This window comes from Bacillus sp. jun7 (assembly GCF_051034795.1).
In the GTDB taxonomy this organism is placed as follows: domain Bacteria; phylum Bacillota; class Bacilli; order Bacillales; family Bacillaceae; genus Bacillus; species Bacillus velezensis.
Map to the genome: position 1 here is coordinate 104,986 of NZ_CP093219.1, position 24,262 is coordinate 129,247.

Annotated in this window: 23 protein-coding genes, 1 pseudogene and 1 riboswitch; of the genes and pseudogenes, 22 read left to right on the forward strand and 2 right to left on the reverse strand. The window is 45.8% G+C overall.

The genetic code is table 11. The features are described 5' to 3' along the window. The 9 genes and pseudogenes from spmB (at position 1) to MJQ52_RS00415 (ending at position 9,199) form a co-directional block, all read left to right on the forward strand. Positions 1 to 537, forward strand: coding sequence for a spore maturation protein SpmB (spmB, locus tag MJQ52_RS00375; protein ID WP_003153387.1), 537 nt, complete (start codon positions 1 to 3; stop codon positions 535 to 537). A gap of 93 nt (positions 538 to 630) precedes the next feature. Further along, positions 631 to 1,365 carry a 23S rRNA pseudouridine(2605) synthase RluB gene (gene rluB, locus MJQ52_RS00380; RefSeq protein WP_015388055.1) on the forward strand — a complete coding sequence of 245 codons (735 nt, stop codon included), beginning with the start codon at positions 631 to 633 and terminating at the stop codon, positions 1,363 to 1,365. Positions 1,366 to 1,449: 84 nt separating this feature from the next. Then, positions 1,450 to 1,989, forward strand: coding sequence for a thiol-disulfide oxidoreductase ResA (resA, locus tag MJQ52_RS00385; protein ID WP_003153391.1), 540 nt, complete (start codon positions 1,450 to 1,452; stop codon positions 1,987 to 1,989). Next, a complete protein-coding gene (gene resB, locus MJQ52_RS00390; RefSeq protein ID WP_094247825.1) occupies positions 1,986 to 3,614 on the forward strand; it encodes a cytochrome c biogenesis protein ResB in 1,629 nt (542 codons plus the stop codon). Before resA ends, resB begins: the two co-directional genes overlap by 4 nt. Before the next feature lie 18 nt (positions 3,615 to 3,632). Beyond that, positions 3,633 to 4,808, forward strand: a complete 1,176-nt coding sequence (gene ccsB, locus MJQ52_RS00395) for a c-type cytochrome biogenesis protein CcsB (RefSeq protein ID WP_003153395.1) — start codon at positions 3,633 to 3,635, stop codon at positions 4,806 to 4,808. An 81-nt stretch (positions 4,809 to 4,889) separates the two neighbouring features. Then, positions 4,890 to 5,610 (forward strand): annotated as a pseudogene (gene resD / locus MJQ52_RS00400) (DNA-binding response regulator ResD). Then, positions 5,607 to 7,388, forward strand: a complete 1,782-nt coding sequence (locus MJQ52_RS00405) for an ATP-binding protein (RefSeq protein WP_094247826.1) — start codon at positions 5,607 to 5,609, stop codon at positions 7,386 to 7,388. Before resD ends, MJQ52_RS00405 begins: the two are co-directional and overlap by 4 nt. Before the next feature lie 190 nt (positions 7,389 to 7,578). Continuing rightward, entirely contained in the window at positions 7,579 to 8,163 is a 585-nt protein-coding gene (gene sigX, locus MJQ52_RS00410; protein WP_003153399.1) for an RNA polymerase sigma factor SigX, read from the forward strand. Next, on the forward strand, positions 8,138 to 9,199 hold the full coding sequence (locus tag MJQ52_RS00415; RefSeq protein ID WP_094247827.1) for a sugar dehydratase: 1,062 nt from the start codon (positions 8,138 to 8,140) through the stop codon (positions 9,197 to 9,199). Before sigX ends, MJQ52_RS00415 begins: the two co-directional genes overlap by 26 nt. 46 nt (positions 9,200 to 9,245) lie before the next feature. Here the strand turns inward: MJQ52_RS00415 and serA are convergent, their stop codons facing one another. Then, a complete protein-coding gene (gene serA / locus MJQ52_RS00420) occupies positions 9,246 to 10,823 on the reverse strand; it encodes a phosphoglycerate dehydrogenase (protein ID WP_077722535.1) in 1,578 nt (525 codons plus the stop codon). 205 nt (positions 10,824 to 11,028) lie between these two features. Beyond that, positions 11,029 to 11,163: riboswitch (FMN riboswitch) on the forward strand. 146 nt (positions 11,164 to 11,309) lie between these two features. Here serA and MJQ52_RS00425 point away from each other — a divergent pair. Then, on the forward strand, positions 11,310 to 11,882 hold the full coding sequence (locus tag MJQ52_RS00425) for an ECF transporter S component (RefSeq protein ID WP_003153402.1): 573 nt from the start codon (positions 11,310 to 11,312) through the stop codon (positions 11,880 to 11,882). 139 nt (positions 11,883 to 12,021) lie between these two features. On the opposite strand, the gene MJQ52_RS00430 is transcribed toward MJQ52_RS00425, so the two are convergent. Continuing rightward, complete coding sequence (locus tag MJQ52_RS00430) at positions 12,022 to 12,270, reverse strand: ferredoxin (protein ID WP_003153403.1); 249 nt, start codon at positions 12,268 to 12,270, stop codon at positions 12,022 to 12,024. Positions 12,271 to 12,538: 268 nt separating this feature from the next. Between MJQ52_RS00430 and MJQ52_RS00435 the strand changes: the two genes are divergently transcribed. From MJQ52_RS00435 to ypeB, 12 genes are all read left to right on the forward strand, one after another. Then, a complete protein-coding gene (locus tag MJQ52_RS00435) occupies positions 12,539 to 13,597 on the forward strand; it encodes a helix-turn-helix domain-containing protein (protein ID WP_003153404.1) in 1,059 nt (352 codons plus the stop codon). After that, a complete protein-coding gene (locus tag MJQ52_RS00440) occupies positions 13,590 to 15,080 on the forward strand; it encodes a RecQ family ATP-dependent DNA helicase (protein ID WP_003153405.1) in 1,491 nt (496 codons plus the stop codon). Before MJQ52_RS00435 ends, MJQ52_RS00440 begins: the two co-directional genes overlap by 8 nt. A gap of 14 nt (positions 15,081 to 15,094) precedes the next feature. After that, positions 15,095 to 15,682: a CPBP family intramembrane glutamic endopeptidase gene (locus MJQ52_RS00445; RefSeq protein WP_014305323.1), complete on the forward strand. Its 588-nt coding sequence runs from the start codon at positions 15,095 to 15,097 to the stop codon at positions 15,680 to 15,682. Next, a complete protein-coding gene (locus tag MJQ52_RS00450) occupies positions 15,660 to 16,430 on the forward strand; it encodes a LysM peptidoglycan-binding domain-containing protein (protein ID WP_069013357.1) in 771 nt (256 codons plus the stop codon). The genes MJQ52_RS00445 and MJQ52_RS00450 overlap by 23 nt, the downstream gene beginning before the upstream one ends. Before the next feature lie 68 nt (positions 16,431 to 16,498). Beyond that, complete coding sequence (locus tag MJQ52_RS00455; protein WP_077722532.1) at positions 16,499 to 16,957, forward strand: YpbF family protein; 459 nt, start codon at positions 16,499 to 16,501, stop codon at positions 16,955 to 16,957. An 86-nt stretch (positions 16,958 to 17,043) separates the two neighbouring features. Next, the gene (locus MJQ52_RS00460) at positions 17,044 to 17,832 is read left to right on the forward strand and encodes a metallophosphoesterase (protein WP_003153411.1); all 789 of its coding nucleotides are present in this window, start codon (positions 17,044 to 17,046) and stop codon (positions 17,830 to 17,832) included. Positions 17,833 to 17,983: 151 nt separating this feature from the next. Further along, positions 17,984 to 18,568, forward strand: a complete 585-nt coding sequence (locus tag MJQ52_RS00465; protein WP_003153412.1) for a genetic competence negative regulator — start codon at positions 17,984 to 17,986, stop codon at positions 18,566 to 18,568. Between the two features lie 160 nt (positions 18,569 to 18,728). After that, a complete protein-coding gene (gudB, locus tag MJQ52_RS00470; RefSeq protein WP_003153413.1) occupies positions 18,729 to 20,003 on the forward strand; it encodes an NAD-specific glutamate dehydrogenase in 1,275 nt (424 codons plus the stop codon). A gap of 105 nt (positions 20,004 to 20,108) precedes the next feature. Next, a complete protein-coding gene (locus MJQ52_RS00475) occupies positions 20,109 to 21,092 on the forward strand; it encodes a YpdA family putative bacillithiol disulfide reductase (protein WP_094247829.1) in 984 nt (327 codons plus the stop codon). 95 nt (positions 21,093 to 21,187) lie between these two features. Beyond that, entirely contained in the window at positions 21,188 to 21,844 is a 657-nt protein-coding gene (gene prsW / locus MJQ52_RS00480) for a glutamic-type intramembrane protease PrsW (protein ID WP_003153415.1), read from the forward strand. Positions 21,845 to 21,976: 132 nt separating this feature from the next. Then, positions 21,977 to 22,846 carry a spore cortex-lytic enzyme gene (sleB, locus tag MJQ52_RS00485; RefSeq protein WP_003153416.1) on the forward strand — a complete coding sequence of 290 codons (870 nt, stop codon included), beginning with the start codon at positions 21,977 to 21,979 and terminating at the stop codon, positions 22,844 to 22,846. Between the two features lie 24 nt (positions 22,847 to 22,870). Then, positions 22,871 to 24,220 (forward strand): germination protein YpeB, encoded by a 1,350-nt coding sequence (gene ypeB / locus MJQ52_RS00490; protein WP_024085538.1) that lies wholly within the window; start codon positions 22,871 to 22,873, stop codon positions 24,218 to 24,220. Positions 24,221 to 24,262 lie beyond the last annotated feature (42 nt).

The window sequence follows — 24,262 nt, forward strand, 5'->3', positions numbered from 1 at the left end:
ATGGAAATGGTGAATTGGCTGTCTTTAGCCATGATTCCGATTATTATCGCCGGTATATTGATATACGGCACGATCAAAAAAGTGCCGACGTATGAATCATTCGTTGAAGGCGGAAAAGAAGGAATTGAGATTGCGTTTTCCATCATTCCGTATTTGGTCGGGATGCTGGTGGCGATTACCGTATTCCGGGCCTCAGGCGCGCTGGATTTTGTCATGGGGCTGTGCAAGCCTTTCTTTACAGCGCTCGGCATTCCCGCAGAAGTCGTGCCGCTTGCTCTGATCCGCCCGATTTCGGGGACGGCGGCGCTCGGCATGACGACAGATCTGATCGCCGTGTACGGTCCTGATTCATTTATCGGCAGACTGGCCTCGGTCATGCAGGGATCGACTGACACGACGCTGTATGTCCTGACGGTGTATTTCGGGGCGGTCGGCATCAAAAAAATGGGGGATGCTTTAAAGGTTGGTCTTCTTGCTGATCTGATCGGGGTGGTTGCATCAATCATCATAGTTACGTTATTATTTGGAAGCGCCTGAAATCAGGCGCTTTTTATATATCAGAATAACTCTCCTTGAAAAAGCTTGTTTGTTCAAGGGGAAAAAAGTAAGATTATACTTGAGGTGAACGACATGGAAAGACTGCAAAAAGTTATTGCTCATGCCGGCGTGGCATCACGCAGAAAGGCAGAAGAGCTGATAAAAGAAGGAAAAGTAAAGGTGAATGGAAAAGTAATAACAGAGCTCGGCGTAAAAGTGACCGGTTCTGATCAGATTGAAGTAAACGGATTAAAGGTGGAGCGGGAAGAACCCGTGTACTTTCTGCTTTATAAACCGAGAGGAGTGATCTCAGCAGCTGATGACGACAAAGGGCGGAAAGTGGTGACCGACTTTTTCAAAGAAGTGCCGCAGCGCATTTATCCGATCGGCAGGCTTGATTATGATACGAGCGGACTTTTATTGCTGACAAATGACGGCGAGTTTGCCAACAAACTCATGCATCCGAAATACGAAATTGATAAGACGTACGTCGCCAAAGTGAAGGGGATTCCTTCCAAGGAACTTCTGAGAAAGCTTGAGCGCGGCATTCAGCTTGAAGAAGGCAAGACAGCGCCGGCCAGAGCGAAAATGCTTTCCCTGGACAAAAGAAAGCAGACGAGCATTATTCAGCTGACGATTCATGAAGGCCGAAACAGACAGGTCCGCCGCATGTTTGAGGCGATCGGTCATGACGTGCTGAAACTCAAACGTGAAGAATACGCATTTTTAGATTTAAGAGGTCTGCGCACAGGAGACGCAAGAGAATTGACGCCGCATGAGGTGAAAAGGCTGCGGGCTTTAGCTGAACACGGTAAAAACGCTTTCTAATTTTCACATAACCTTCAAAAATTACAAAACGTGTAGATGATATAATTGAATGGATTTGCAGACAGGGGAGGGGAGCAGTGTACAATGAACAAAAAACGGCGGCGTTTATTCATTCGGACCGGCATCCTTCTCATCTTACTCTGCGCGCTCGGATATACCATCTATAATGCCGTTTACACAAACGGAGAGCGTATATCTGAGGGGTCCAAAGCCCCGAATTTCGCGCTGAAAGATACAGAGGGCAGACTCATAGAACTGAGTCAGTTAAAAGGGAAAGGTGTTTTTCTGAATTTCTGGGGAACGTGGTGTGAGCCGTGCAAGCAGGAATTTCCCTACATGGAGAATCAATACAAGCATTTTAAAGACCTCGGTGTCGAGGTGGTTGCGGTAAATGTCGGCGAATCAAAAATTGCAGTACATAATTTTATGAAAACATACGGCGTCAATTTCCCGGTTGCGCTTGATACTGACCGGCAAGTGCTGGACGCGTACGGCGTATCACCTATTCCGACGACATTTTTGATCAATCCCGACGGAAAAGTCGTGAAAGTGGTGACCGGCACGATGACAGAACGCATGGTTCATGACTATATGAATTTAATTAAGCCGGAGGCGTCTTCATGAAAAAGGTCAAATGTGAATGCGGGCACGTGAATCCAGCCGGGACGGTTTTGTGCGAGTCGTGCGGGAAGCCGCTTGATGATCAAAAATCGCCGCTTGCCGATATGCGGTACGACGGCAGCGCAAGGCGTTCGCAAACATATAACAAAACAATCGTAGATAAGGTATGGAACTTCTTTTCTTCCGTAAAAGTCGGAATATGGCTGATTGTCATTACTCTGGCGGCATCTGCTTTCGGCACGGTTTTTCCGCAGGAAGCTTATCTGCCGCCGGGCGCCCAGCCGGATACATATTATGAACAGCAGTACGGCATAATCGGCCAACTGTATTATTTGCTGGGGTTTCATCACCTGTACGGCTCATGGTGGTATATGCTCCTGATCGCATCCATTGGCATATCACTGGTCATCTGCAGCCTGGATCGGGTGATTCCTTTGTACAGGGCGCTGAAAAATCAAGGAGTACGGCGGAATCCGGTCTTTTTGAAGAGGCAGCGTCTATACAGCCGGACAGAAACCGAGCTGAGCGGGGATGCGGCTGATGGCCTCAGAACACGATTGAAAAAAAAGCATTATAGAGTGCGAGAACAAGAGGGAAGCATCCTGGCGGAAAAAGGCCGTTTTTCAAGGTGGGGGCCCTACGTTAATCATATCGGCCTGATCATTTTTCTGATCGGAGCCATGCTGAGATTTGTACCCGGTATGTATGTCGATGAAACGCTCTGGGTCCGTGAAGGCGAAACCGCCCAGATCCCCGGTACTGACGGCAAATATTACTTAAAAAACAACCGGTTCACGATGCAGACATATAACAAAGACACTGAGAAAAAAGTATTCGCCGACGCCATTGACAGAGCCGGAAACGGCAAAGTCGCCAAATCCTTCACAACGGACGCGGTTTTGTACAAGAGGGAAGGCGGCATTGTATTCGGTGAAAAGCCGAAGCTTAAAAGAGTCAAAGAAAACAATATCCGCGTCAATGAACCGCTGCGCTTTGACTCCTATTCTGTGTATCAGGTGGACTATAAAGAAAACCAGCTCGACCAGATGGTATTTCAGCTGATCGACCAAAAAACAAAACAGTCATTCGGCAAACTGAAGATCAATCTTCTTGATCCCGACACGGACTACGATCTTGGTAACGGTTACAAAGTGCAGATCGCCAGTTATCTTCCTGATTTTTATTTTAACAAGGACGGAGAACCGAGCACGAAAACGAAGGTTCCTAACAATCCGGCTTTTGTCTTTAAAATCACGGCTCCCGACAAGCCGAAAGGGGAGAAAAGTTTTGTTGCGATTCAGCAGACTGTTGAAGGTTCCGAAAGTAACAAGTACAAATTAAAATTCGACCATGTGGAAACGAAAAACATTACAGGACTCACTGTCAGAAAAGACTTAACCTTATGGGTGCTTGCCGTCGGCGGCGCGATCTTTATGATCGGCGTCATTCAAGGGATGTACTGGCAGCACAGAAGGATCTGGATCAAAACAGGTGATCATGAAGTGCTTGTGGCGGGACATACGAACAAAAACTGGTTCGGTCTGAAAAAGGATATCGAATTTGTTCTTAGCGGGACCGGGATTCAAGAGCCGGCCGATCAAAAAGAATTGGCCAAAAATCAGGCCTAGTGAAAAAGGAGTGGTGTCATGGCGGAGCTGAGCGCAAATTTTCTTTATGCTGCCTTTTTGATTTATTTAATTGCCGTCCCGGTTTTCGGCGGCGCCATCCGGGGAACAAAAGGTGCGAAGGACGGTAAGGGCCGCTGGTCGGCTATCGGAATCACGTTAACCATTTTCGGATTTCTTTGTCATCTCGGCTATTTCATTGCGAGATGGTCGGCAAGCGGACATGCTCCTGTCAGCAATATGTTTGAATTTACGACGTCATTCGGCATGATGCTTGTTCTCGCTTTTATTATTATTTACTTTATTTACAGACTGCCTTCATTAGGCATGTTCACATTGTCTATCGCGCTTTTGCTTATCGCATATGCAAGCATGTTTCCGACAGACATCACGCCGCTTATTCCGTCACTGCAGAGCAATTGGCTGTACATTCACGTCACGACGGCTGCGCTCGGGCAGGCGATTCTTGCGATCAGTTTTGTAGCCGGCGTCATTTTCCTGTTAAAGCATGTCGACCAATCCAGACCTGGCAAAAAAACGTTCTGGCTTGAAGTCATCATGTTTATACTCGTGACGACCGTGGCATTTATCGCCGTCACGTCGGCATTCCGGCTGGCGGACTACAAAGCAGAATTTAATTGGGTGGATAAAAAAGAGGCTAAAAGCGTGATGATATATGATATGCCTGCGCTTGTCGGCCCGCATGACGGAGAACTGCTTACGGAAGGCGCAATGAAGCCGCTTATTGAGCTTCCGGCCATTTTTTCAGGCAGAAAGGTCAATACGGTGATCTGGTCGTTTGGCGCAGGTCTCGTTTTATACGGGGCGCTCAGGCTGATATTCAGAAAGAGAATCAGCGCTCTTATAAGCCCGCTCGTCAAAAATGTGAATCTGGACTTGGTCGATGAAGTCGGCTACCGCGCTGTTTCCATCGGTTTTCCGGTATTCACACTCGGCGCGCTTGTGTTTGCGATGATTTGGGCGCAGCTTGCATGGACGCGTTTTTGGGGCTGGGACCCGAAGGAAGTATGGGCGCTGATCACCTTTTTATTTTACGCAGCGTATTTGCACTTGCGGCTGTCAAGAGGCTGGCATGGCGAAAAGTCCGCGTGGCTTGCCGTCATCGGCTTCGCCATTATTATGTTTAATTTAATTTTTGTGAATCTCGTGCTTGCCGGACTTCATTCGTACGCATAGATGCAAAAAGCCGATACAGTTCTCAAGCTGCCGCATAGTTTGTTAAAATGAAAGTAACAGAAGGAAAGCAGGGGGAAAACGATGGATCAAACAAATGAAACTAAAATATTAGTAGTAGATGATGAAGCCAGAATTCGACGCCTTTTAAGAATGTACCTTGAACGGGAAAACTATGTGATTGAAGAAGCGGAAAACGGAGACGAGGCCATTAGAATGGGGCTGGCATCAGATTATGATCTGGTGCTCTTGGATTTAATGATGCCGGGAACGGACGGAATAGAAGTATGCCGGCAGCTCAGAGAAAAAAGCGACCCCGATTATCATGCTGACGGCAAAAGGGGAAGAAGCCAACCGCGTCCAGGGATTTGAAGCAGGTACGGACGATTATATCGTCAAGCCTTTCAGCCCGAGAGAAGTGGTGCTTCGGGTAAAGGCGCTTTTAAGAAGGGCTTCCCAAACATCTTATCTGACAGCCAATACCCCGACAAAAAATGTGCTCGTCTTCTCGCATCTATCCATTGATCACGATGCTCACAGGGTGACTGCGGACGGCACGGAGGTGAGCCTGACGCCGAAGGAATATGAACTGCTGTACTTCCTGGCGAAAACACCGGATAAAGTGTATGACAGGGAAAAGCTTTTAAAAGAAGTGTGGCAGTATGAATTTTTCGGAGACCTCAGAACAGTGGACACTCATGTCAAACGGCTCCGTGAAAAATTAAACAAAGTGTCCCCGGGAGCGGCGAAAAAAATCGTCACCGTCTGGGGAGTCGGATACAAATTTGAGGTAGGCGCTGAATGAAGTTTTGGAAAAGCGTAGTAGGAAAGCTTTGGTTTACCATTCTTTCACTCGTGTTAATTGTTTTATTTATTTTAACGGTGCTGCTTCTGGAATTTATAGAAAATTACCACGTTGAAGAAGCGGAAAAAGATTTAACGCAGCTTGCCGATAAAATTGCGGTCATAATAGAAAATCATGAAGACCAGCCGCTTGCCAGATCCATCACGTGGGAACTGGCGGACAATTTAACGAGCATCGCGATTATTCAGGATGATAAGCATGTCTGGTATTCGCCCAATGACGATAATCATTTATCCTCTATTACATTAGAGCAGATTAAACATGACCGGGATCTGCACAAGGCGCTGACAGACCGCAATAAAGTAAGCAAACGCGCGGTCCCCAAAAATGCCGGTTCGGATAACGAACGGCTGATCGTCGGAGTGCCCTATGAAAAAGACGGCAAAAAAGGCATGGTCTTTTTATCCCAATCGCTGCTTGCCGTCAAAGATACGACGAAACATACGACACGGTATATTTTTCTTGCGGCGGGCATTGCCATCGTCTTGACAACGTTTTTCGCGTTCTTTTTATCCAGCAGGGTGACATATCCCCTTCGGAAAATGCGGGAAGGCGCCCAAGACTTGGCGAAAGGAAAGTTTGATACAAAAATTCCGATTCTGACCCAAGATGAAATCGGGGAACTGGCCATTGCCTTTAATCAGATGGGACGGCAGCTCAATTTCCATATTAACGCGCTGAATCAGGAAAAAGAACAGCTGTCCAATATTTTAAGCAGTATGGCAGACGGGGTCATCACCATTAATATCGACGGCACCATTTTGGTGACCAACCCGCCGGCCGAACGTTTTCTGCAGGCATGGTATTATGAGCAGAACATGAACATTAAAGAAGGAGACAACCTTCCCCCTGAAGCAAAAGAGCTATTTCAAAATGCAGTGAACACGGAAAAAGAGCAAATGATTGAAATGACGCTTCAAGGAAGGTCATGGGTTTTATTGATGTCGCCTCTTTATGCGGAATCACACGTCCGCGGCGCCGTGGCCGTGCTCCGTGATATGACCGAAGAGCGCAGGCTGGATAAATTGCGTGAAGACTTCATTGCCAATGTCAGTCATGAGCTCAGAACCCCGATTTCTATGCTGCAGGGATACAGTGAAGCAATAGTGGACGACATTGCAAGCACCGAAGAGGAGAAAAAAGAAATCGCGCAGATCATTTATGATGAATCTCTTCGCATGGGCCGGCTCGTCAATGATTTGCTGGATTTAGCCAGAATGGAATCCGGACATACGGGTCTGCGCTATGAAACGGTAAACCTGCATGAATTTCTGGAGAAGATCTCCCGCAAATTTTCTGGGGTAGCGAAGGAAAAAGGCGTTTCGCTCACAGAGGACATCTCGGTGTCTCAGCCGGAGTGTGTCTTTGACGAAGACAAAATGGAACAGGTGTTTACCAACCTTATAGATAATGCGCTGCGCCATACGGAGTCAGGCGGAAGCGTTCATATCGCGGCTCAGACCGTAAAAGACGGACTGAAAATCGATATCAAAGATTCCGGCTCGGGAATACCGGAAGAGGATCTGCCTTTTATTTTTGAACGTTTTTATAAAGCGGACAAAGCAAGAACAAGAGGCAGGGCGGGGACCGGACTCGGACTCGCCATCGTAAAAAATATCGTGGAAGCCCACGGCGGCTCAATTGCGGTTCACAGCAGCATCGACAAAGGGACGACGTTTACATTTTATATTCCGACAAAAGTGCAGGATGACGTCTGAAATTGACGAACAATCTTGTTCCATACGAAACACCCGCATGTTCTGCGGGTGTTTTTTGTTTGTTTCTCCTTTAAAAATTTAAGAATATGTTAATATAAATTCCCTTCCAAATTCCAGTTTCTCGTAATATAGTTGTAATGTAACTTTTCAACGCATTTTTACGACAAAAAAGTGAACGGAGGGGTTTCCCATGGAAGAAACCTTTCAGATATTATACGATGCATACCATCAAGATTTATATCAATTTTTATTTTATATGGTAAAAGATAAGTCGCAGGCTGAAGATTTGACGCAGGAAGTGTATATCCGCGTCTTGAATTCCTATCATACATTTGAAGGAAGAAGCAGTGAAAAAACATGGCTGTTGTCCATCGCACGCCATGTGGCGATTGACTGGTTCCGCAAGCAGCAGACGATCAGACAGCGTATTATGGGTACGTTTGATTGGGATACACAAGATGTCAGAGATCAGCATTTGCTTCCGGACGAACTCGCCGTACAGCATGAAAATGTCCGGGAAATTTATACCGCGCTTGATCATTGCACCATTGATCAAAGAGCTGTTATTATCTTGAGATTTATTCAGGGATATTCCATTCAGGAAACAGCCGCCGCTCTCCGCTTCTCGGAAAGCAAAGTCAAAACGACCCAACACAGAGGGCTCAAAATACTTCGGAAACAGATGGAGCTTTTGAGGGAGGAGCTAATGGATGATGAAGTCATATTGGAACGAAGAAAGAGTAGAGGAGTTGTTAAGACAACTTCCGGCGGTTAGAGATCATCGTTCACCCGAGGCCATTTACCGGAATATTGAAACGGGTAAACCGTACAGGAAAAAACCGGCCCGAAGCTGGATCGGCCCCGCCGCAGCCGGCATCTGCGCATTGTGCATCGCTCTGATTATTTCTCCTCACCTGATGACAAACAAATCTGCCGGTGATCTTACAGCTGACAGCGGTCAAGCTGAAAAAGCCAGTCAGTCAGCTGCTGTCAAGCCGGATCAGAAGACGTTTGTCGTTTCTAACGAAAACAAAAACAATTACATTACTTTGGCGTTTGCCGATTCAGATACATCCGCCGTCATTCCGGTCAGTTTTGAAAAAAAGAAGCCTGACGAATCGGTTTCAGAGGCATTATCTGATGCAGAAAACTTAGAAGTGCCCGAATCTTTCCTTTCTGTGCCGAACCTTTTGGACGGTGTGCAGGTAACTGCGGATAAGAAGGATTTGCTTGTGCAGGTAAACGGACGTCTTTCTATCGAATCAGCTGCCGATGCTGACTTATTGAAAAAGATGCTGAAAGAGACTTTGACATGGAGTCCTTACGAGCGGATTAAATTGAAAAAGGTTCAAAACGGAGCCGGACAGGATTTTTATAAATCTTACGGCATTTCCGCTGAGATGTCCGTACATAAACAGACAAACCGGGCGTATTTTTCTTACAGCGACAGTCTGGGACAAGAGTATCTCATCCCGTCTGAACAAACCTATTATTCAGTATATCAGGCTATTGACGGGATGAAGACAACAGACGGAGGCTCAAAGACCGCGAGCATTATAGAAGCAGATGCGATTGCATCGGTATCGGAAAGGGAAGACGGCGAGCAGCTGCGAATCCAATTGTCCGAAAAACATAAAGTTGAAGATTCGCTGGAAGGCATTTTAATGATCGAAGGGCTTTTGTTAACCGCGAAGGAATTTGGTTATTCTGAGGTGCTGTTCACACATGCACACGCAAAGAAAATCGGTAATTATGATGTGACAAAATCGATTGCTGTGCCTGCCGCGCCTAATCCGCTTCCGACCCATTAAACGTAAAAAAACCCAAAACATTCATATGTTTTGGGTTTTCTGTTGGTTACGGAAGGTCAATCAGTTTAACGGAAACAATATCCTGAACTGAAGTCAGCTCATTGACGACTTTATCATCTAAATGTTTATCAAAAGAAAGCATCATAATGGCTTCTCCGCCTTTTTCTTTACGGCCTACCTGCATGGTAGCGATATTGATATCGTTATCGCCGAGGATGCGTCCGACGCGTCCGATTACACCAGTCGTATCCTGGTGCTGGATATAAACGAGGTGGCCGGCAGGATTTAAGTCAATATTAAAGCCGTTCAGTTCAACGATTCGTTCACCGAAGTGAGGGATATACGTAGCCGTTAACGTAAATGTGCTCCGGTCTCCGGTTACTTTTACGCTGATGCAGTTATCATATCCTGATTCATTGGAGGAAATCTTCTCGCTGAAGCTGATACCGCGTTCTTTTGCTACACCGCCGGCGTTCACTTCATTGACCGTTGAGTCTACACGCGGTTTTAAGAAACCGGACAGCAGGCTTTTTGTAATAAATGATGTTTCAAGTTTGGCGATGGTGCCTTCATATTGAATCGCAACATCTTTGACGGGTTCCTTCATACATTGTGACACGAGACTTCCGATTTTATCGGCAATTTGGTGATAAGGCTGGATTTTTTTGAATTCATCTTTCGTCATCGCAGGCAGGTTGATCGCTGACATGACAGGCAGACCTTTTGCAAACTGCAGCACTTCTTCAGAAACCTGTGCCGCGACATTCAGCTGTGCTTCTTTCGTTGAAGCGCCTAAGTGAGGTGTGGCGATCACCAGCGGATGGTCGGGAAGCTTTGATTCAACTGGCGGTTCCACTTCAAACACGTCAAGGGCAGCGCCTGCGACATGGCCGCTTTCCAGCGCTTCCAAAAGCGCCGCTTCATCAATAATGCCGCCTCTTGCGCAGTTGATAAGACGGACGCCTTTTTTCGTTTTGGCAATGGTTTCTTTGTTAAGCAGTCCCTTTGTTTCCTTTGTTAAAGGCGTGTGGACGGTAATGATATCTGCGCTTTCAAGCACTTCTTCGAATGTCCGGCTGTTTACGCCGATTTTGCCGGCTCTCTCTTCGGTTAAGAAAGGATCGAATACATGAACCGTCATACCGAACGCTCTGGCGCGCTGGGCAATCTCGCTTCCGATCCGGCCCAGACCGACAATGCCTAAAGTCTTTCCGTAGAGCTCCGCTCCGACAAAAGCCGTCCGGTTCCATTCTCTTGATTTTACTGAGATATTGGCTTGCGGGATGTGTCTCATTAATGAAGAAATCATCGCGAATGTATGCTCTGCCGTTGAAATGGTGTTTCCATTCGGCGCGTTTATCACGATAACTCCATGTTTTGTGGCCTCATCAATGTCGATGTTGTCTACGCCGACACCGGCTCTGCCGACGATTTTTAAAGAAGTCATCTTTTTAAACAATTCTTCGGTTACTTTTGTGGCACTGCGGACTAACAGGGCATCAAAGGTATGTAATTCATCTTCTGCATCCGCGACGTTTTTTTGAACAATTTCTATAAAGTCTGATTCCATCAGCGGCTTTAAGCCGTCATTGCTCATCTTATCTGAGACCAAAACTCGAAACATTGTTAGATTTCCTCCTAGTTTAGCTGACTAAATATCTGATAATTTATCATATTCTTAATAGAGTGTCAATGTGTATTGACGCAGTAAAGGAGAAAAGGAAGCCGATAATTCAGTTAAAATGGGCTTCATCAATATTTTATATAAAATTGAGCAGTTCTCTATACAATTACAATTTGATCATATATAATGTGAATAAATTCATAAGATCAATCTTCGGGGCAGGGTGAAATTCCCTACCGGCGGTGATGAGCATCACGCTCTAAGCCCGCGAGCTGCTTCGGCGGCAGGATCCGGTGAGATTCCGGAGCCGACAGTATAGTCTGGATGGGAGAAGATGGAGGTTCAGCAGACGTTTTGATGCTTATATCAAACGTTTCTTTGCCAATCCTTAGTAAGCTCCCGCTTTTTAACAAAAGCGGTTTTTTTATTGGGGCGCAAAGAACCTTTCCACTTTTCGAGAGATTTGATCGAAAAGGAGAGAGCATTGTGAAAGTAAAAAAATTAGTTGTCATCAGTATGCTTAGCAGTATTGCGTTTGTGCTTATGCTGTTAAATTTCCCGTTTCCGGGGCTGCCGGATTACTTGAAAATTGATTTCAGTGACGTTCCTGCAATTATCGCCATTTTGGTTTACGGGCCTGCGGCGGGGATTGCGGTTGAAGCGATTAAAAATATTCTGCAGTATATCATTCAAGGAAGCATGGCCGGCGTGCCTGTCGGGCAGGCAGCCAATTTTATCGCGGGAACGCTGTTTATTCTGCCGACGGCGTTTATGTTTAAAAAGCTTAATTCTGCAAAAGGGCTTGCAGTGAGCCTGCTGGCCGGAACCGCGGCGATGACCGTGCTGATGAGTATTTTGAACTATATTCTTATCCTGCCCGCGTATACTTGGTTTTTACATTCACCGGCATTGTCAAACAGCCAGTTGAAAACGGCGGTTGTCGCAGGAATTCTGCCGTTTAACATTGTAAAAGGCATTATCATCACCATCGTCTTTACGTTCATCTTTACGAAGCTGAAACCTTGGATTGAACAAAAACGCAGCATCCAAACACAATAAAGGCTTAAAGCGTCCGCTCTGTGAAGAACAGCCGGACGCTTTTTTTGTTTGTGCTGATCGGCAAAAAAATAAGACTCCGGCCGATAACAGCCGGAGTCTTATTCAGGACGAAAAAGCTCCTCTCACGGGGAGGGCTTTTTTATTCGTATTTCAGCGGGTCGCCTTCGAACGGTTCATCCGCAACTTTGATTGAATCAGTAGGGCATCCTTCAAATGCGTCAATCATATCTTCTTCCAGAACTTCCGGAACTTCGACGACACCTTTATTTTCGTCAAGCGTAACGAACGCAATGCCTTCATCATCATAATCATAAATGTCTGGTGCCGCAGCTCCGCAGGCGCCGCATGCAATACACGTATCTTTATCTACAATTGTGTACTTTGCCATGAATAAAACCTCCCAGATTGTTCGTGTTGGAACAAATGGTTTACCTTATATATTTTTAAATATAACACCTATTCCTCTTACTTATTGTAATGATGTTAGTGTCAAATTTCAACAGAAAAATGATTGAGAATGCTTATCACATAAGGGATTCTCTTTAGCACTTCCCCCTAAAAGATGACTTTAAACGTCAAATTTATATGAAAATCTGTTAAAATAAAAAGAACCAAAAAACGAAACTTGTCACAAAAGAAATGTAGGTGTGTTTAGATTGGCGATAAACTACTTTGATACCGTGGTTCTCGACTGTCTGGACAAAATAGACGGCGAACGGACTCCGAGTGCTGTGTTTCATTTATTAAAAGGAAAAAAGTCGTCTCAAACCATTCAGGATGCCGGCTTATTTCAGATCGCTAAATATTTCGGCATGGCTTCACAGTGTGAACGCGGCGATATTGCGGCTTCTATGCATAGACTCACCGAGAACTCATACATCACAGCCGGAAAAGAAGAGGGAACGTGGAAAGTGACTGCGCGCGGCGTTCAAAGGCTTGAACGGGCGTTTGCTGAGCGGCCTTGGCCGAAGCACTGCCACGGCGCAAATTATCAAACGCCTGCCGTCATCCTGTGGAGGCGGCTTTCCCTGCTCATTCAAGTCCTGTCAAACAAAGAGCATCAATGCAGTCAATATATCCCGGTTACCAACGATGTGCAGACGCTGAGATGGGTCAAATGGTTCATGCGGAAAAACAGAGATGCTAAAGAGCTTTCCGTCCAAATGCACGACGCGCTGTTTCAGCTTCTGCAAGGCGTAAGTGAAAGGCAGGCGCTTATTTTTGTCTATTCTTTAACTTCATTCAACAGAATCGGCAAAACGAATAAGCAGCTCGCTCTCCAGCTGAACGAAGATGAATGGTATGTGTCCGTCCAGTTTTGGGGAGCGGTACATTATGTTATTCAATCGCTTCCGCAATGTGCATATCCCGCTCTGCGCGAGCTGTTGTCCGATCTGCAGGCGGAAAGCGCGCTGACACAGTCTGCCAGAAAAACCTTTGAGCTGTTGGAAAAAGGGTTTCCGATTGAACGGATCGCCGCAGTCAGAAATTTAAAAACCGCCACAATCGAAGATCATATCGTAGAAATATCATTGCATCAGCCTGCATTTTTTATAGAACAGTATCTTTCTGAAGAGGAACAGCGTATGATAACGGCATTTGCAAAACAGCATCAAACAAATAAAATTAAACGGATTCGCGAAGGAATGCAGATGCGCTTCAGCTATTTCCAGATCAGGCTGGCGCTGGCAAAGACGGTGAATCAGCATGACTGAGCTGCATAAAGCTTTATCCAGGTATTTTGGTTTGCATTCCTTTAAAAAAGGGCAGGAAGAGATTATGACTAGCGTGCTCCAAAAAAAGGATACGATCGCCATGCTTCCGACCGGCGGGGGGAAATCATTATGCTATCAGCTCCCGGGTTACATGATGGACGGGCTGGTGCTGATTATTTCACCGCTTCTTTCATTAATGGAAGATCAGGTGCAGCAGCTGAAAGCAAAAGGAGAAAAGCGGGTTGCGGCATTAAACAGCATGCTGAATTCCGCAGAGCGGCATTTTATTCTCAGCAACATCAGCCGGTATAAATTTCTCTATATGTCTCCTGAAGCCCTTTCTTCACCTTATGTACTGAACCGTTTGAAAAACGTTCCGGTCAGTTTATTTGTTATTGATGAAGCTCATTGCATATCGGAATGGGGACATGATTTCAGGCCTGATTATTCGAAGCTCGGGCCTTTCAGACAGGCACTCGGAAAGCCGCCTGTATTGGCGCTGACTGCAACAGCGACAAAAGAAACGCTCAGAGACGTGACGGATGTGCTCGGACTTGAGCATGCGGTGCGTCATCTTTATTCAGTCAACCGGCCGAATATTCTCCTGGCGGCAGAACATTTGGCTGATAATGCCGAAAAAATAAGCAGGCTCACGGAGCTTGCCGAAAAGCTTGAAGGCCCCGGTATCATATATTGTCCGACCAGAAAATGGGCGGAAGAGCTTGCGGCTGAGCTGAATGAAAAAACGGGAAAGCGGACGGATTATTATCACGGCGGTATGGATACAGGGGACAGAATCTTGATCCAGCAGCAATTTATCCATAACCAGCTTGATTGCATCTGCTGTACCAATGCGTTCGGCATGGGTGTGGATAAGTCAGATATCCGCTTTGTCATTCACTTTTATCCTCCCCAAACGGCTGAGGCCTTTATGCAGGAAATCGGCAGAGCGGGACGCGACGGCAGCCCGAGTGTCAGTATTTTGCTGAGGGCGCCCGGCGATACCGAGCTTCAGCAGCAGATTATTCAGACAGAAAGCCTGTCTGATTATGATCTGGAAGGCATTTTGGCCGTCATACGGGATGCCGGTACGGATGATGAGCGAAAGCTTCGGGACGTTCTGATCAATAAAGGCGTCCAGGAAACACAGGCGCGAACGGCCGTCCATCTGTATCTGCAAGGAAAAACCACAAAAGAGCAGCTGCAGGAAGAACTGACATACCGCGTGGAAAAGAAGCTGCGTAAAATGAACCGTTTTTCGGCGTTATTAGAGCGGAAAGAATGTATAAGAAAAGCGCTGCTGTCTTATTTTGATGAATCGTATGAGCCTGAAGGCCAAACCGGACAATGCTGCAGCAGCTGCGGACTTGATCTGGCTCCGTACGAGCAAAAAGGAGAACGGAAAAACATGGAACGGTTTGAAGATTGGAAGCTGGAATTAGGCCGGATTTTCGGTTCAGAGTCTGCGGGTGAGTTCAGCTGAGACGGCAAAGCGAATTGATCCAGCAGCTCTCAGACCGGGAGATTGTGATACAGCTGTATGCCACCCAATTGCTCATATTGGCGGTTTCAGCTGTTATCGGCTTTTTCTTTTTCACCGACATTCACGATTTTTTAAAGCTGTGGCATATACGTGACGATAATATCATATGGTACGGTGTAACTCTTGCCGTCCTTGTCATTTTTGCCGATCTGGCGGTGATGAAGTGGTGTCCTTCGCATTTATATGATGACGGCGGCATTAATGTATTGCTTTTTAAGAACAGGCCGGTTCTGCACATTTTGTTTTTGACGCTTCTCATTTCGTTCAGCGAAGAGATTTTGTTCAGAGGCGTTCTGCAGACACATATCGGCTTATGGGCCGCCAGCTTCATTTTTACCGTGCTTCATTTCAGATACTTGGCGAAGTGGCTTCTGTTTATGATGGTTGCGGGCATCAGTCTTTTGCTGGGGCTTATCTATGAATGGACCGGCAATTTATTCGTTCCGGTTACAGCGCATTTTATTATTGATGCGGTATTTGCTTGTCAGATCCGTTTTCAATATGTTAGGAGGGGTTTGCATGACGGAAATGTCAAGAGTTGAAAGAAGAAAAGCTCAGCTGCGTGCCGAGCAGCAGGTTGCCGCGGCCGCGGATGAACAAATTGAATATCTTGAAGACAGCCTCCCGACAAGACAATCTGTAAAAGAGGAGCGTAAAAAAAAGGAAGAGCAGGTGAAGGAAAAAACCAAAACAAAAACGCCGCTGTTCACTTTTCTGACCGTCCTGTTCATTATCGTAACAATCGGTGTCTTTTTCGGTCTTCTTTATATGACGAACAGCAGCAGATTTGACCCGAAGGACTATGAAGATGTCTTCATAGACCACAGTGAAAGCGCGCCTGCCGTTATTCCGAAAGGCGCTCAGAAAGATACGTCAGAAACCGCTCTTTTAGAACAACCGAAAAAAAAGTCTGACGACAAAGATAAGAAAGAAGCGGCTGCATCTGAAAAAACAAAAGAAAAACCAAGTGAAAAAACACCTGAAAAAACGGAAACGTCCTCAGAAAAACAAGTAAAGCCGACAGACACCGAATACGCGGAGACAAAACAGCAGTCTCCGCCGGCTGTCCGTGAAAAAGCGGCTCCGGCTGCCGCAAGTGATCAAGCCGGGACTGTCCCGAAAAAAGTGCGGACCGTACAGCATACTGTACAGCCGAAAGAAACGCTTTACCGCATTTCAATGAAATATTATAAAAGCCGGGCGGGCGAAGAAAAAATCCGCAGCTACAACGGATTAAACGGAAACGACGTGTACACCGGCCAGGTTCTGAACATTCCGCTGTCTGATTAAAATAAATGCATGTTTTCACCGCGTTTTTCATATAGTGTACCAATGAAAACGGACAAGGTGTGAAGCGCATGGATTCTTTATGGAAGCAATTAGACCGATTTGCTGACGGACCGACGAAACAAATGCTTCAGGCGCTGGTGAAACGGAAATTAAAATACGAAAATTATGCCGCACAGTGCCGAAGATGGCAGTGGGCGTCCCTCGTTTGTTTTTCCCTGATGTGCATACTGCTGATGTTTAAAAGCTTTAACGCCCCCCAAGCCTCTCCGCAGCTGATCCTGCAGGAAATATTAGGCCATACGGTTTATTTGTGCTGGATTATGGCTTCCGCTTTTGCGTATTGCACTTCTTATTATTTTAAAAAAAAGGAAGAAAAAGCTGAGGGTGAATTTCATAAACTGAGATGTGAAATTATCCAAAAAAGCACGGATTTATGGCCCCAGCCTGAAAAATGGAGGGCGAGAGAATCTGTTTTTTACTTGATGAAACATCGGTATGATATCAATCTTTATTTTGAAAGCAAATAAAATGAGGCGTTTTCCGGAAAGGATAGAAACGTCTTTTTTTGTTTGTCCGTCTAATGTAAGACAATGACAGAATGGAGAGTGCGTTTATGAAGCTAACAGCGGGAATTCTCGGCTCATTGGCGGGAGCGGCTGCGGTTATGGCGGCCGTCATGTACAAAACGGCAAACGGCAGCCATCTGAAAACACATACATTTACGCTTGATAAAATGAAAGGGATGAAGCCGCTCACCATCTTCTTTATATCTGACGTGCACCGCCGTTTAATTGATGAAAAGCTTCTCCGCGAAGCGGCAGTTTATAAGCCGGATGCCGTTTTGCTCGGCGGTGATTTGGCGGAGGGCGGAGTTCCTTACGCCAGAATTGAAGAAAACATCAAACGTCTGACGGCTCTCGCGCCTGTCATTTATGTGTGGGGAAATAATGATTACGAGGTCAGCCAGCAAAAATTGCTCTCACTTTTACGGGCATACAAAGTGATTCCGCTGAGAAATGAATCGGTTCAGTTTGCTTATAAAGGGGAAACCGTTACGATCTGCGGGGTGGATGATATCAGGATGATGATGGATGATTACGAAGCTGCAATCAGATATACGGATGCTGATAAAGTAAACCTCCTGCTTTGCCATAATCCTGACATCCATGAGCAGATGAGGGAGTCAGACGGGATTGACGCTGTGTTCAGCGGCCATACGCATGGCGGCCAAATCCGTTTCGGCCGGTTCGGGCCGTACGAATTGGGCGGGACGGGAACGGTAAAAAAAGCGCATTACCTGATCAGCAACGGCTACGGGACGACAAAAGTTCCGCTGAGGCTCGGGGCGAAGCCGGAGACGCATATGATTACGCTGTGCGGACCGGATGAGCCGTTTTCCTGAAACAAACCCGGCCGCGGTGATAAAAAACGGCATTCTGCTTGTCTTCCCGCTGTACACGGTGTAAACTGATAACAAATTAAGAACCTATGACTCATTTATTCATATACTGTGTTATATGATTTGTGTGCAAGAAGAGGCAGGAGGGAACATTATGCGGCTTGAGCGTCTGAACTATAATAAGATTAAAATCTTTTTAACCCTCGACGATCTGACTGATCGGGGACTGACAAAAGAAGACCTCTGGAAGGACTCGTTTAAAGTCCACCAGTTATTTAAAGATATGATGAATGAAGCAAATACAGAGCTCGGCTTTGAAGCGAATGGTCCGATCGCGGTGGAAGTATATTCTCTTCAGGCACAAGGTATGGTTGTGATTGTAACGAAAAATCATGACGCGGACGCAGAAGATGACGAATATGACGATGATTATATCGAGATGCAGGTCAAACTTGACGAAAGCCCGGATATTATTTATCAGTTCCATTCGTTTGAAGATATCATTCAGCTTGCCGGAAGCCTTCACCGAATCGGGATTACCGGCGGCACCGTCTACCACTATGAGAACCAATACTATGTAAGCCTTGAAGACCTCGGCTCCCGTTCCGCCGAAGGTGTCATCGCGGTGCTGGCTGAATACGGACACCCGGCGACGATTACGATTTACAGGCTCCATGAGTACGGAAAACTCATCATGGACGGCAATGCTGTGGAGACCATCCAGAAACATTTTTCATAAAAAAGATTTGAAACGGCAGCTGTTTTCAGCGGCCGTCTTTTTTTAAGCGAAATAATGGAAAAATCATTGTCTTTCTTCTATGCACGGAGATATTGAAGGTGTATACTAGTCACTGAAAGGGAGCATGAGAGAAACAGAAGATTTTAGGAGGTTAACTCAAATGGCAGCCGATCGATTCACCGGTCATAATGAAGAAGACAAACATGATGTATTAAAATCAACCCAAACCGTAATACATAAAGCTCTGGAAAAATTGGGGTATCCAGAAGAAGTGTATGAACTGCTGAAAGAGCCGCTCAGATTATTAACGGTTAAAATTCCTGTTCGGATGGATGACGGGTCTGTGAAAATATTTACAGGCTATCGTGCGCAGCACAATGATTCCGTAGGTCCGACAAAAGGCGGCATTCGTTTTCACCCGAATGTAACTGAAAAAGAGGTGAAAGCACTTTCCATCTGGATGAGTTTAAAATGCGGAATTATTGATCTTCCTTATGGCGGTGGTAAAGGCGGAATTGTTTGTGATCCGAGAAATATGTCATTCAGAGAGCTTGAAAGGCTGAGCAGGGGATATGTAAGAGCAATCAGTCAGATTGTCGGACCGACTAAAGACGTCCCGGCACCTGACGTATTTACAAACTCACAGATTATGGCTTGGATGATGGATGAATATTCAAGAATTGATGAATTTAACTCACCCGGCTTTATTACGGGAAAACCGCTTGTACTCGGCGGATCCCACGGCAGGGAATCAGCGACGGCAAAAGGCGTCACCATCTGCATAAAAGAAGCGGCCAAGAAAAAAGGTCTCGATATTCAGAACGCGCGCGTCGTCGTACAAGGTTTCGGAAATGCGGGCAGCTATCTGGCTAAGTTTATGCATGACGCCGGCGCGAAAGTTGTCGGAATTTCTGACGCGTACGGAGGCCTTTACGATCCGGACGGTCTTGATATTGATTATCTGCTTGACCGCAGAGACAGCTTCGGAACGGTGACGAAGCTTTTCAATGACACCATTACGAATCAGGAGCTGCTTGAGCTGGACTGTGATATACTTGTCCCGGCGGCGATCGAAAACCAAATTACAGAAGAAAACGCTGACCGCATCAAAGCGAAAATCGTGGTAGAAGCGGCAAACGGACCGACGACACTGGAAGGAACGAAAATCCTGACAGACAAAGGAACGCTGCTGGTTCCCGATGTTCTGGCGAGCGCCGGCGGTGTAACGGTTTCTTATTTCGAATGGGTTCAAAACAACCAGGGCTTCTACTGGAGTGAAGAAGAAGTCGAGGAAAAACTGGAAAATATGATGATAAAATCGTTTAATAATATTTATGAAATGTCCCAAAACCGCCGGATTGACATGAGGCTTGCGGCTTACATGGTCGGCGTGCGGAAAATGGCTGAGGCTTCGCGTTTCAGAGGCTGGATATAAACCAATCGTTTGCATAAACAAAAAAAATCTCCTATGATAATATAGGAGATTTTTTATATGAGTGGAAACTTATGATGGAAATGCCAATCGCAGGAGTTGAAGGACATGACAGAAGAAAAAGCAATTATAATAGGCGGAGGTCCTTGCGGATTATCGGCGGCTATACATCTGAAGCAAATTGGCGTGAACGCGCTTGTGATCGAAAAAGGGAATGTCGTAAACAGCATTTATAACTATCCGACCCACCAAACTTTTTTCAGTTCAAGTGAAAAATTGGAGATCGGCGATATCGCCTTTATTACGGAAAACAGAAAACCGGTCCGAATACAGGCTCTCTCTTATTACAGAGAGGTTGTCAGAAGAAAAGAGCTGCGCGTAAACGCCTTTGAAACGGTGGAGCGCGTAACGAAACAGGAAGACGGCCGTTTTCTTGTAGAAACGTCAAAAGACCGCTACCTCACTCCGTTTTGTATCATTGCGACAGGATATTATGATCATCCGAATTATATGAACATACCGGGTGAAGGGCTTCCTAAGGTATTTCATTACTTTAAAGAAGGCCATCCTTATTTTGATAAAGATGTTGCTGTGATCGGCGGGAAAAACTCAAGTGTGGACGCGGCTTTGGAACTCGTGAAGTCCGGTGCGCGCGTCACGGTGCTCTACAGAGGACATGAGTACTCCCCGAGCATCAAGCCGTGGATTCTGCCTGAGTTTGAGGCCCTTGTCAGAAACGGCACAATCCGGATGGAATTCGGCGCTTGTCTTGAAGAAGTGACGGAAGATGAAATCATTTTCCGCTCCGGCCGAAATGAGACGGTCCGGCTGAAAAACGATTTCGTATTTGCCATGACGGGATACCATCCCGATCACGGTTTCCTCGAAAAAATCGGTGTGCGGATTGATGCGGAATCAGGCCGGCCGTTTTTCCGGGAAGAAACGATGGAAACAAATGTTGACGGTGTTTTTATCGCCGGAGTCATTGCGGCTGGAAATAACGCCAATGAAATTTTTATCGAGAACGGCCGTTTTCACGGCGGCTTGATCGCAAACGAAATATCAAAACGGCTGGATGCAGAGAGCATATGATCATTCATATGCTCTTTTTTAAAAAATTGAAAGATGTAAAAATATGAACAACATGGTACCATAGATATAGGAATATAAAGGAAAGAGGTTGCCTGATGTTTGCAATCATCTCTGCAGGAATTGCTCCCGGCATTGCGCTGTTAAGCTATTTTTATTTAAAAGATCAGTATGACAATGAACCTGTACATATGGTGCTGAGGTCTTTTTTTCTCGGGGTTGTCCTTGTGTTTCCGACCATGTTTATCCAATATGTTCTTGAAAAAGAGCATGTGGGGGGAGGAAGCTTTTTCGTTTCGTTTTTGTCTTCGGGATTTTTGGAAGAATCGGTGAAATGGTTCGTTCTGATGATCAGTGTGTACCCGCATGCTCATTTTGATGAGCATTATGACGGAATCGTTTACGGGGCCAGTGTGTCTTTAGGCTTTGCCACGCTTGAAAATATTCTGTATTTATTCGGCCACGGCGTTGAGCATGCTTTTATAAGAGCGCTTCTGCCGGTCTCCTGCCATGCGCTGATCGGAGTGATTATGGGATTTTATCTCGGAAAAGCCCGCTTTTCGCAGAAAAAAGCCCGTGTCAAATGGCTTGTGATTTCGCTGGCCGTGCCTTCATGTCTGCACGGTTCTTACGATTTTATTCTTACCGCCCTCAATCATTGGGTATATTATATGCTGCCGTTTATGCTGTTTTTATGGTGGTTCGGGCTGCGAAAGGCAAAAAAAGCACGCTCCGTCAATATGATCCAAGTGTGAAGAAACCGCGCATCGCGTGCGGTTTCTTTTTTTATGCCTTGATGAGGGATAAGAAGGAAACGGTGTATAAAAATATCCGCGTGACAGACAATACGGGTACACTTTAAATTTTGCAGTAGGAGGCTTGAAGAGATGAAGTGCAAAGGAGCCTTTATGGCATGTCTCATTCTATTTTCTTTCGCCGCCGCTTTCTTCGATCATCATGAAACGGTTCATGCGTTTTCAAATCAAGTGATTCAAAGAGGCGCGACGGGTGATGATGTTATAGAATTGCAGGCCCGTCTTCAATATAACGGATTTTATAACGGGAAAATCGATGGTGTTTACGGCTGGACCACATACTGGGCCGTGAGAAATTTTCAGGAGAAATTCGGCATGAAGCCGGTTGACGGCCTCGTCGGGGCGAAAACCAAACAGGTGCTGATTTCAAAATCAAAATATTACCGTGAATATGTAATGGAGCAGATCCAAAAAGGGAATACGTTCACTCATTATGGCAACGTCCCATTGGAAAACCAAACAAAACCGAGAGCCGGAGCGCAGAAGCCTGCGGAAACGAATAAGCCTGCTCAAAAGCCGCAAAACAATACAGGCGGTCAGTCAAATCAAAAGCAAAATACGACAGCGGCCAATATGCCTGGCGGTTTCTCAAACAACGACATCAATCTTCTGGCGCAGGCTGTGTACGGGGAAGCGCGCGGTGAGCCGTTTGAAGGACAGGTTGCCATTGCCGCGGTTATTTTAAACCGTATTAAAAGCCCGTTATTTCCGAATACGGTGGCCGGCGTCATTTTCGAACCGCTCGCGTTTACCGCCGTTGCCGACGGCCAAATATACATGCAGCCGAATGAAAGAGCAAAAGAAGCGGTTCTTGATGCGATTAACGGATGGGACCCTTCTGAAAACGCGCTTTATTATTTCAATCCTGATACGGCGACAAGCAAATGGATTTGGGGACGTCCGCAGATTAAAAGAATCGGAAAGCACATTTTCTGTGAGTAAAAGTACGCAAAATGAGGTGTTAACATGATTAGAGGAATCATTATCGCTGTTCTCGGTGTCGCGATCGCCGCAACCGGATACTGGGGATATAAAGAGCATCAGGAAAAAGATGCGGTCCTTCTGCACGCGGAAAATAATTATCAGAGGGCTTTTCATGAACTGACGTACCATGTTGATCAGCTTCACGACAAAATCGGGACGACGCTTGCGATGAACAGTAAAAAATCTCTGTCTCCGGCGCTCATTGATGTATGGAGAATTACATCTGAAGCGCATAACAATGTGAGCCAGCTGCCCCTGACTCTCATGCCTTTTAATAAGACGGAGGAGTTTTTATCCAATATAGGAGATTTCAGCTATAAAACATCCGTCCGGGATTTAGACCAAAAACCGCTTGATAAGAAAGAATATACAACACTGAACAGCCTGTACAAACAGGCGGAGAACATTCAAAACCAGCTTCGCAGCGTTCAGCATCTCGTCATGAGCAAAAATTTACGGTGGATGGATGTTGAAATGGCGCTCGCCTCTGACAAAAAACAAAGCGATAATACGATCGTCGACAGCTTTAAAACAGTCGAAAAAAATGTAGGCGCTTTTTCTGAAGGCAGCATCAGCCCCACATTTACGGGAGCAAATACAGAACGAAAAGGTTTTACGCATCTGAAAGGAAAACAAATTACGGAAAAAGAAGCGGTAAAAATCGCACAACGGTTTGCGCCTGATCATAATTATTCCATTAAAGTGGTCAAAAGCGGCCGGAAGACGAATCGGGATGTATACAGTATCCGCATGAATGACGCGGATCACAAATCTTTTATCTATATGGATATTACCCAAAAAGGGGGACATCCTGTCTATTTGATTCAAAAACGGGCCGTGAAGAAACAAAAGATCAGCCTCAATGAAGCATCTAACCGGGCTGTCGCGTTTTTAAAGAAAAACGGATATGAAACAAAAGGCCTCGAAATTGATGAAAGCGCGCAATATAATAACATCGGCGTCTTTTCTTTTATTCCCGTGGAGAAAAACGTCCGCATTTATCCGGAAGCCATCCGAATGAAAGTGGCGCTGGATGATGGTGAAGTCGTCGGTTTTTCCGCGCGTGATTACCTGGCGGCGCACCGCACGAGAACGATTCCGGCTCCCGCTTTGTCAGCTGATGAAGCGAAAGCGAAGCTGAATAAAAATGTTGAAGTGCGGGAGACCCGGCAGGCGCTGATCACGAATGAACTCGGTCAGGAAGTGCTTTGCTACGAAATGCTCGGGACGATCGGGAAAGACACGTATCAAATGTTCATTAATGCGGATGACGGAAAAGAGGAAAAAATAGAAAAATTAAAAAGTGCAGAGCCTATATATAAAGACCTATAAAAATAAAGGAGGAAAGGACTAAAAGTCTTTTCCTTTTTTTCA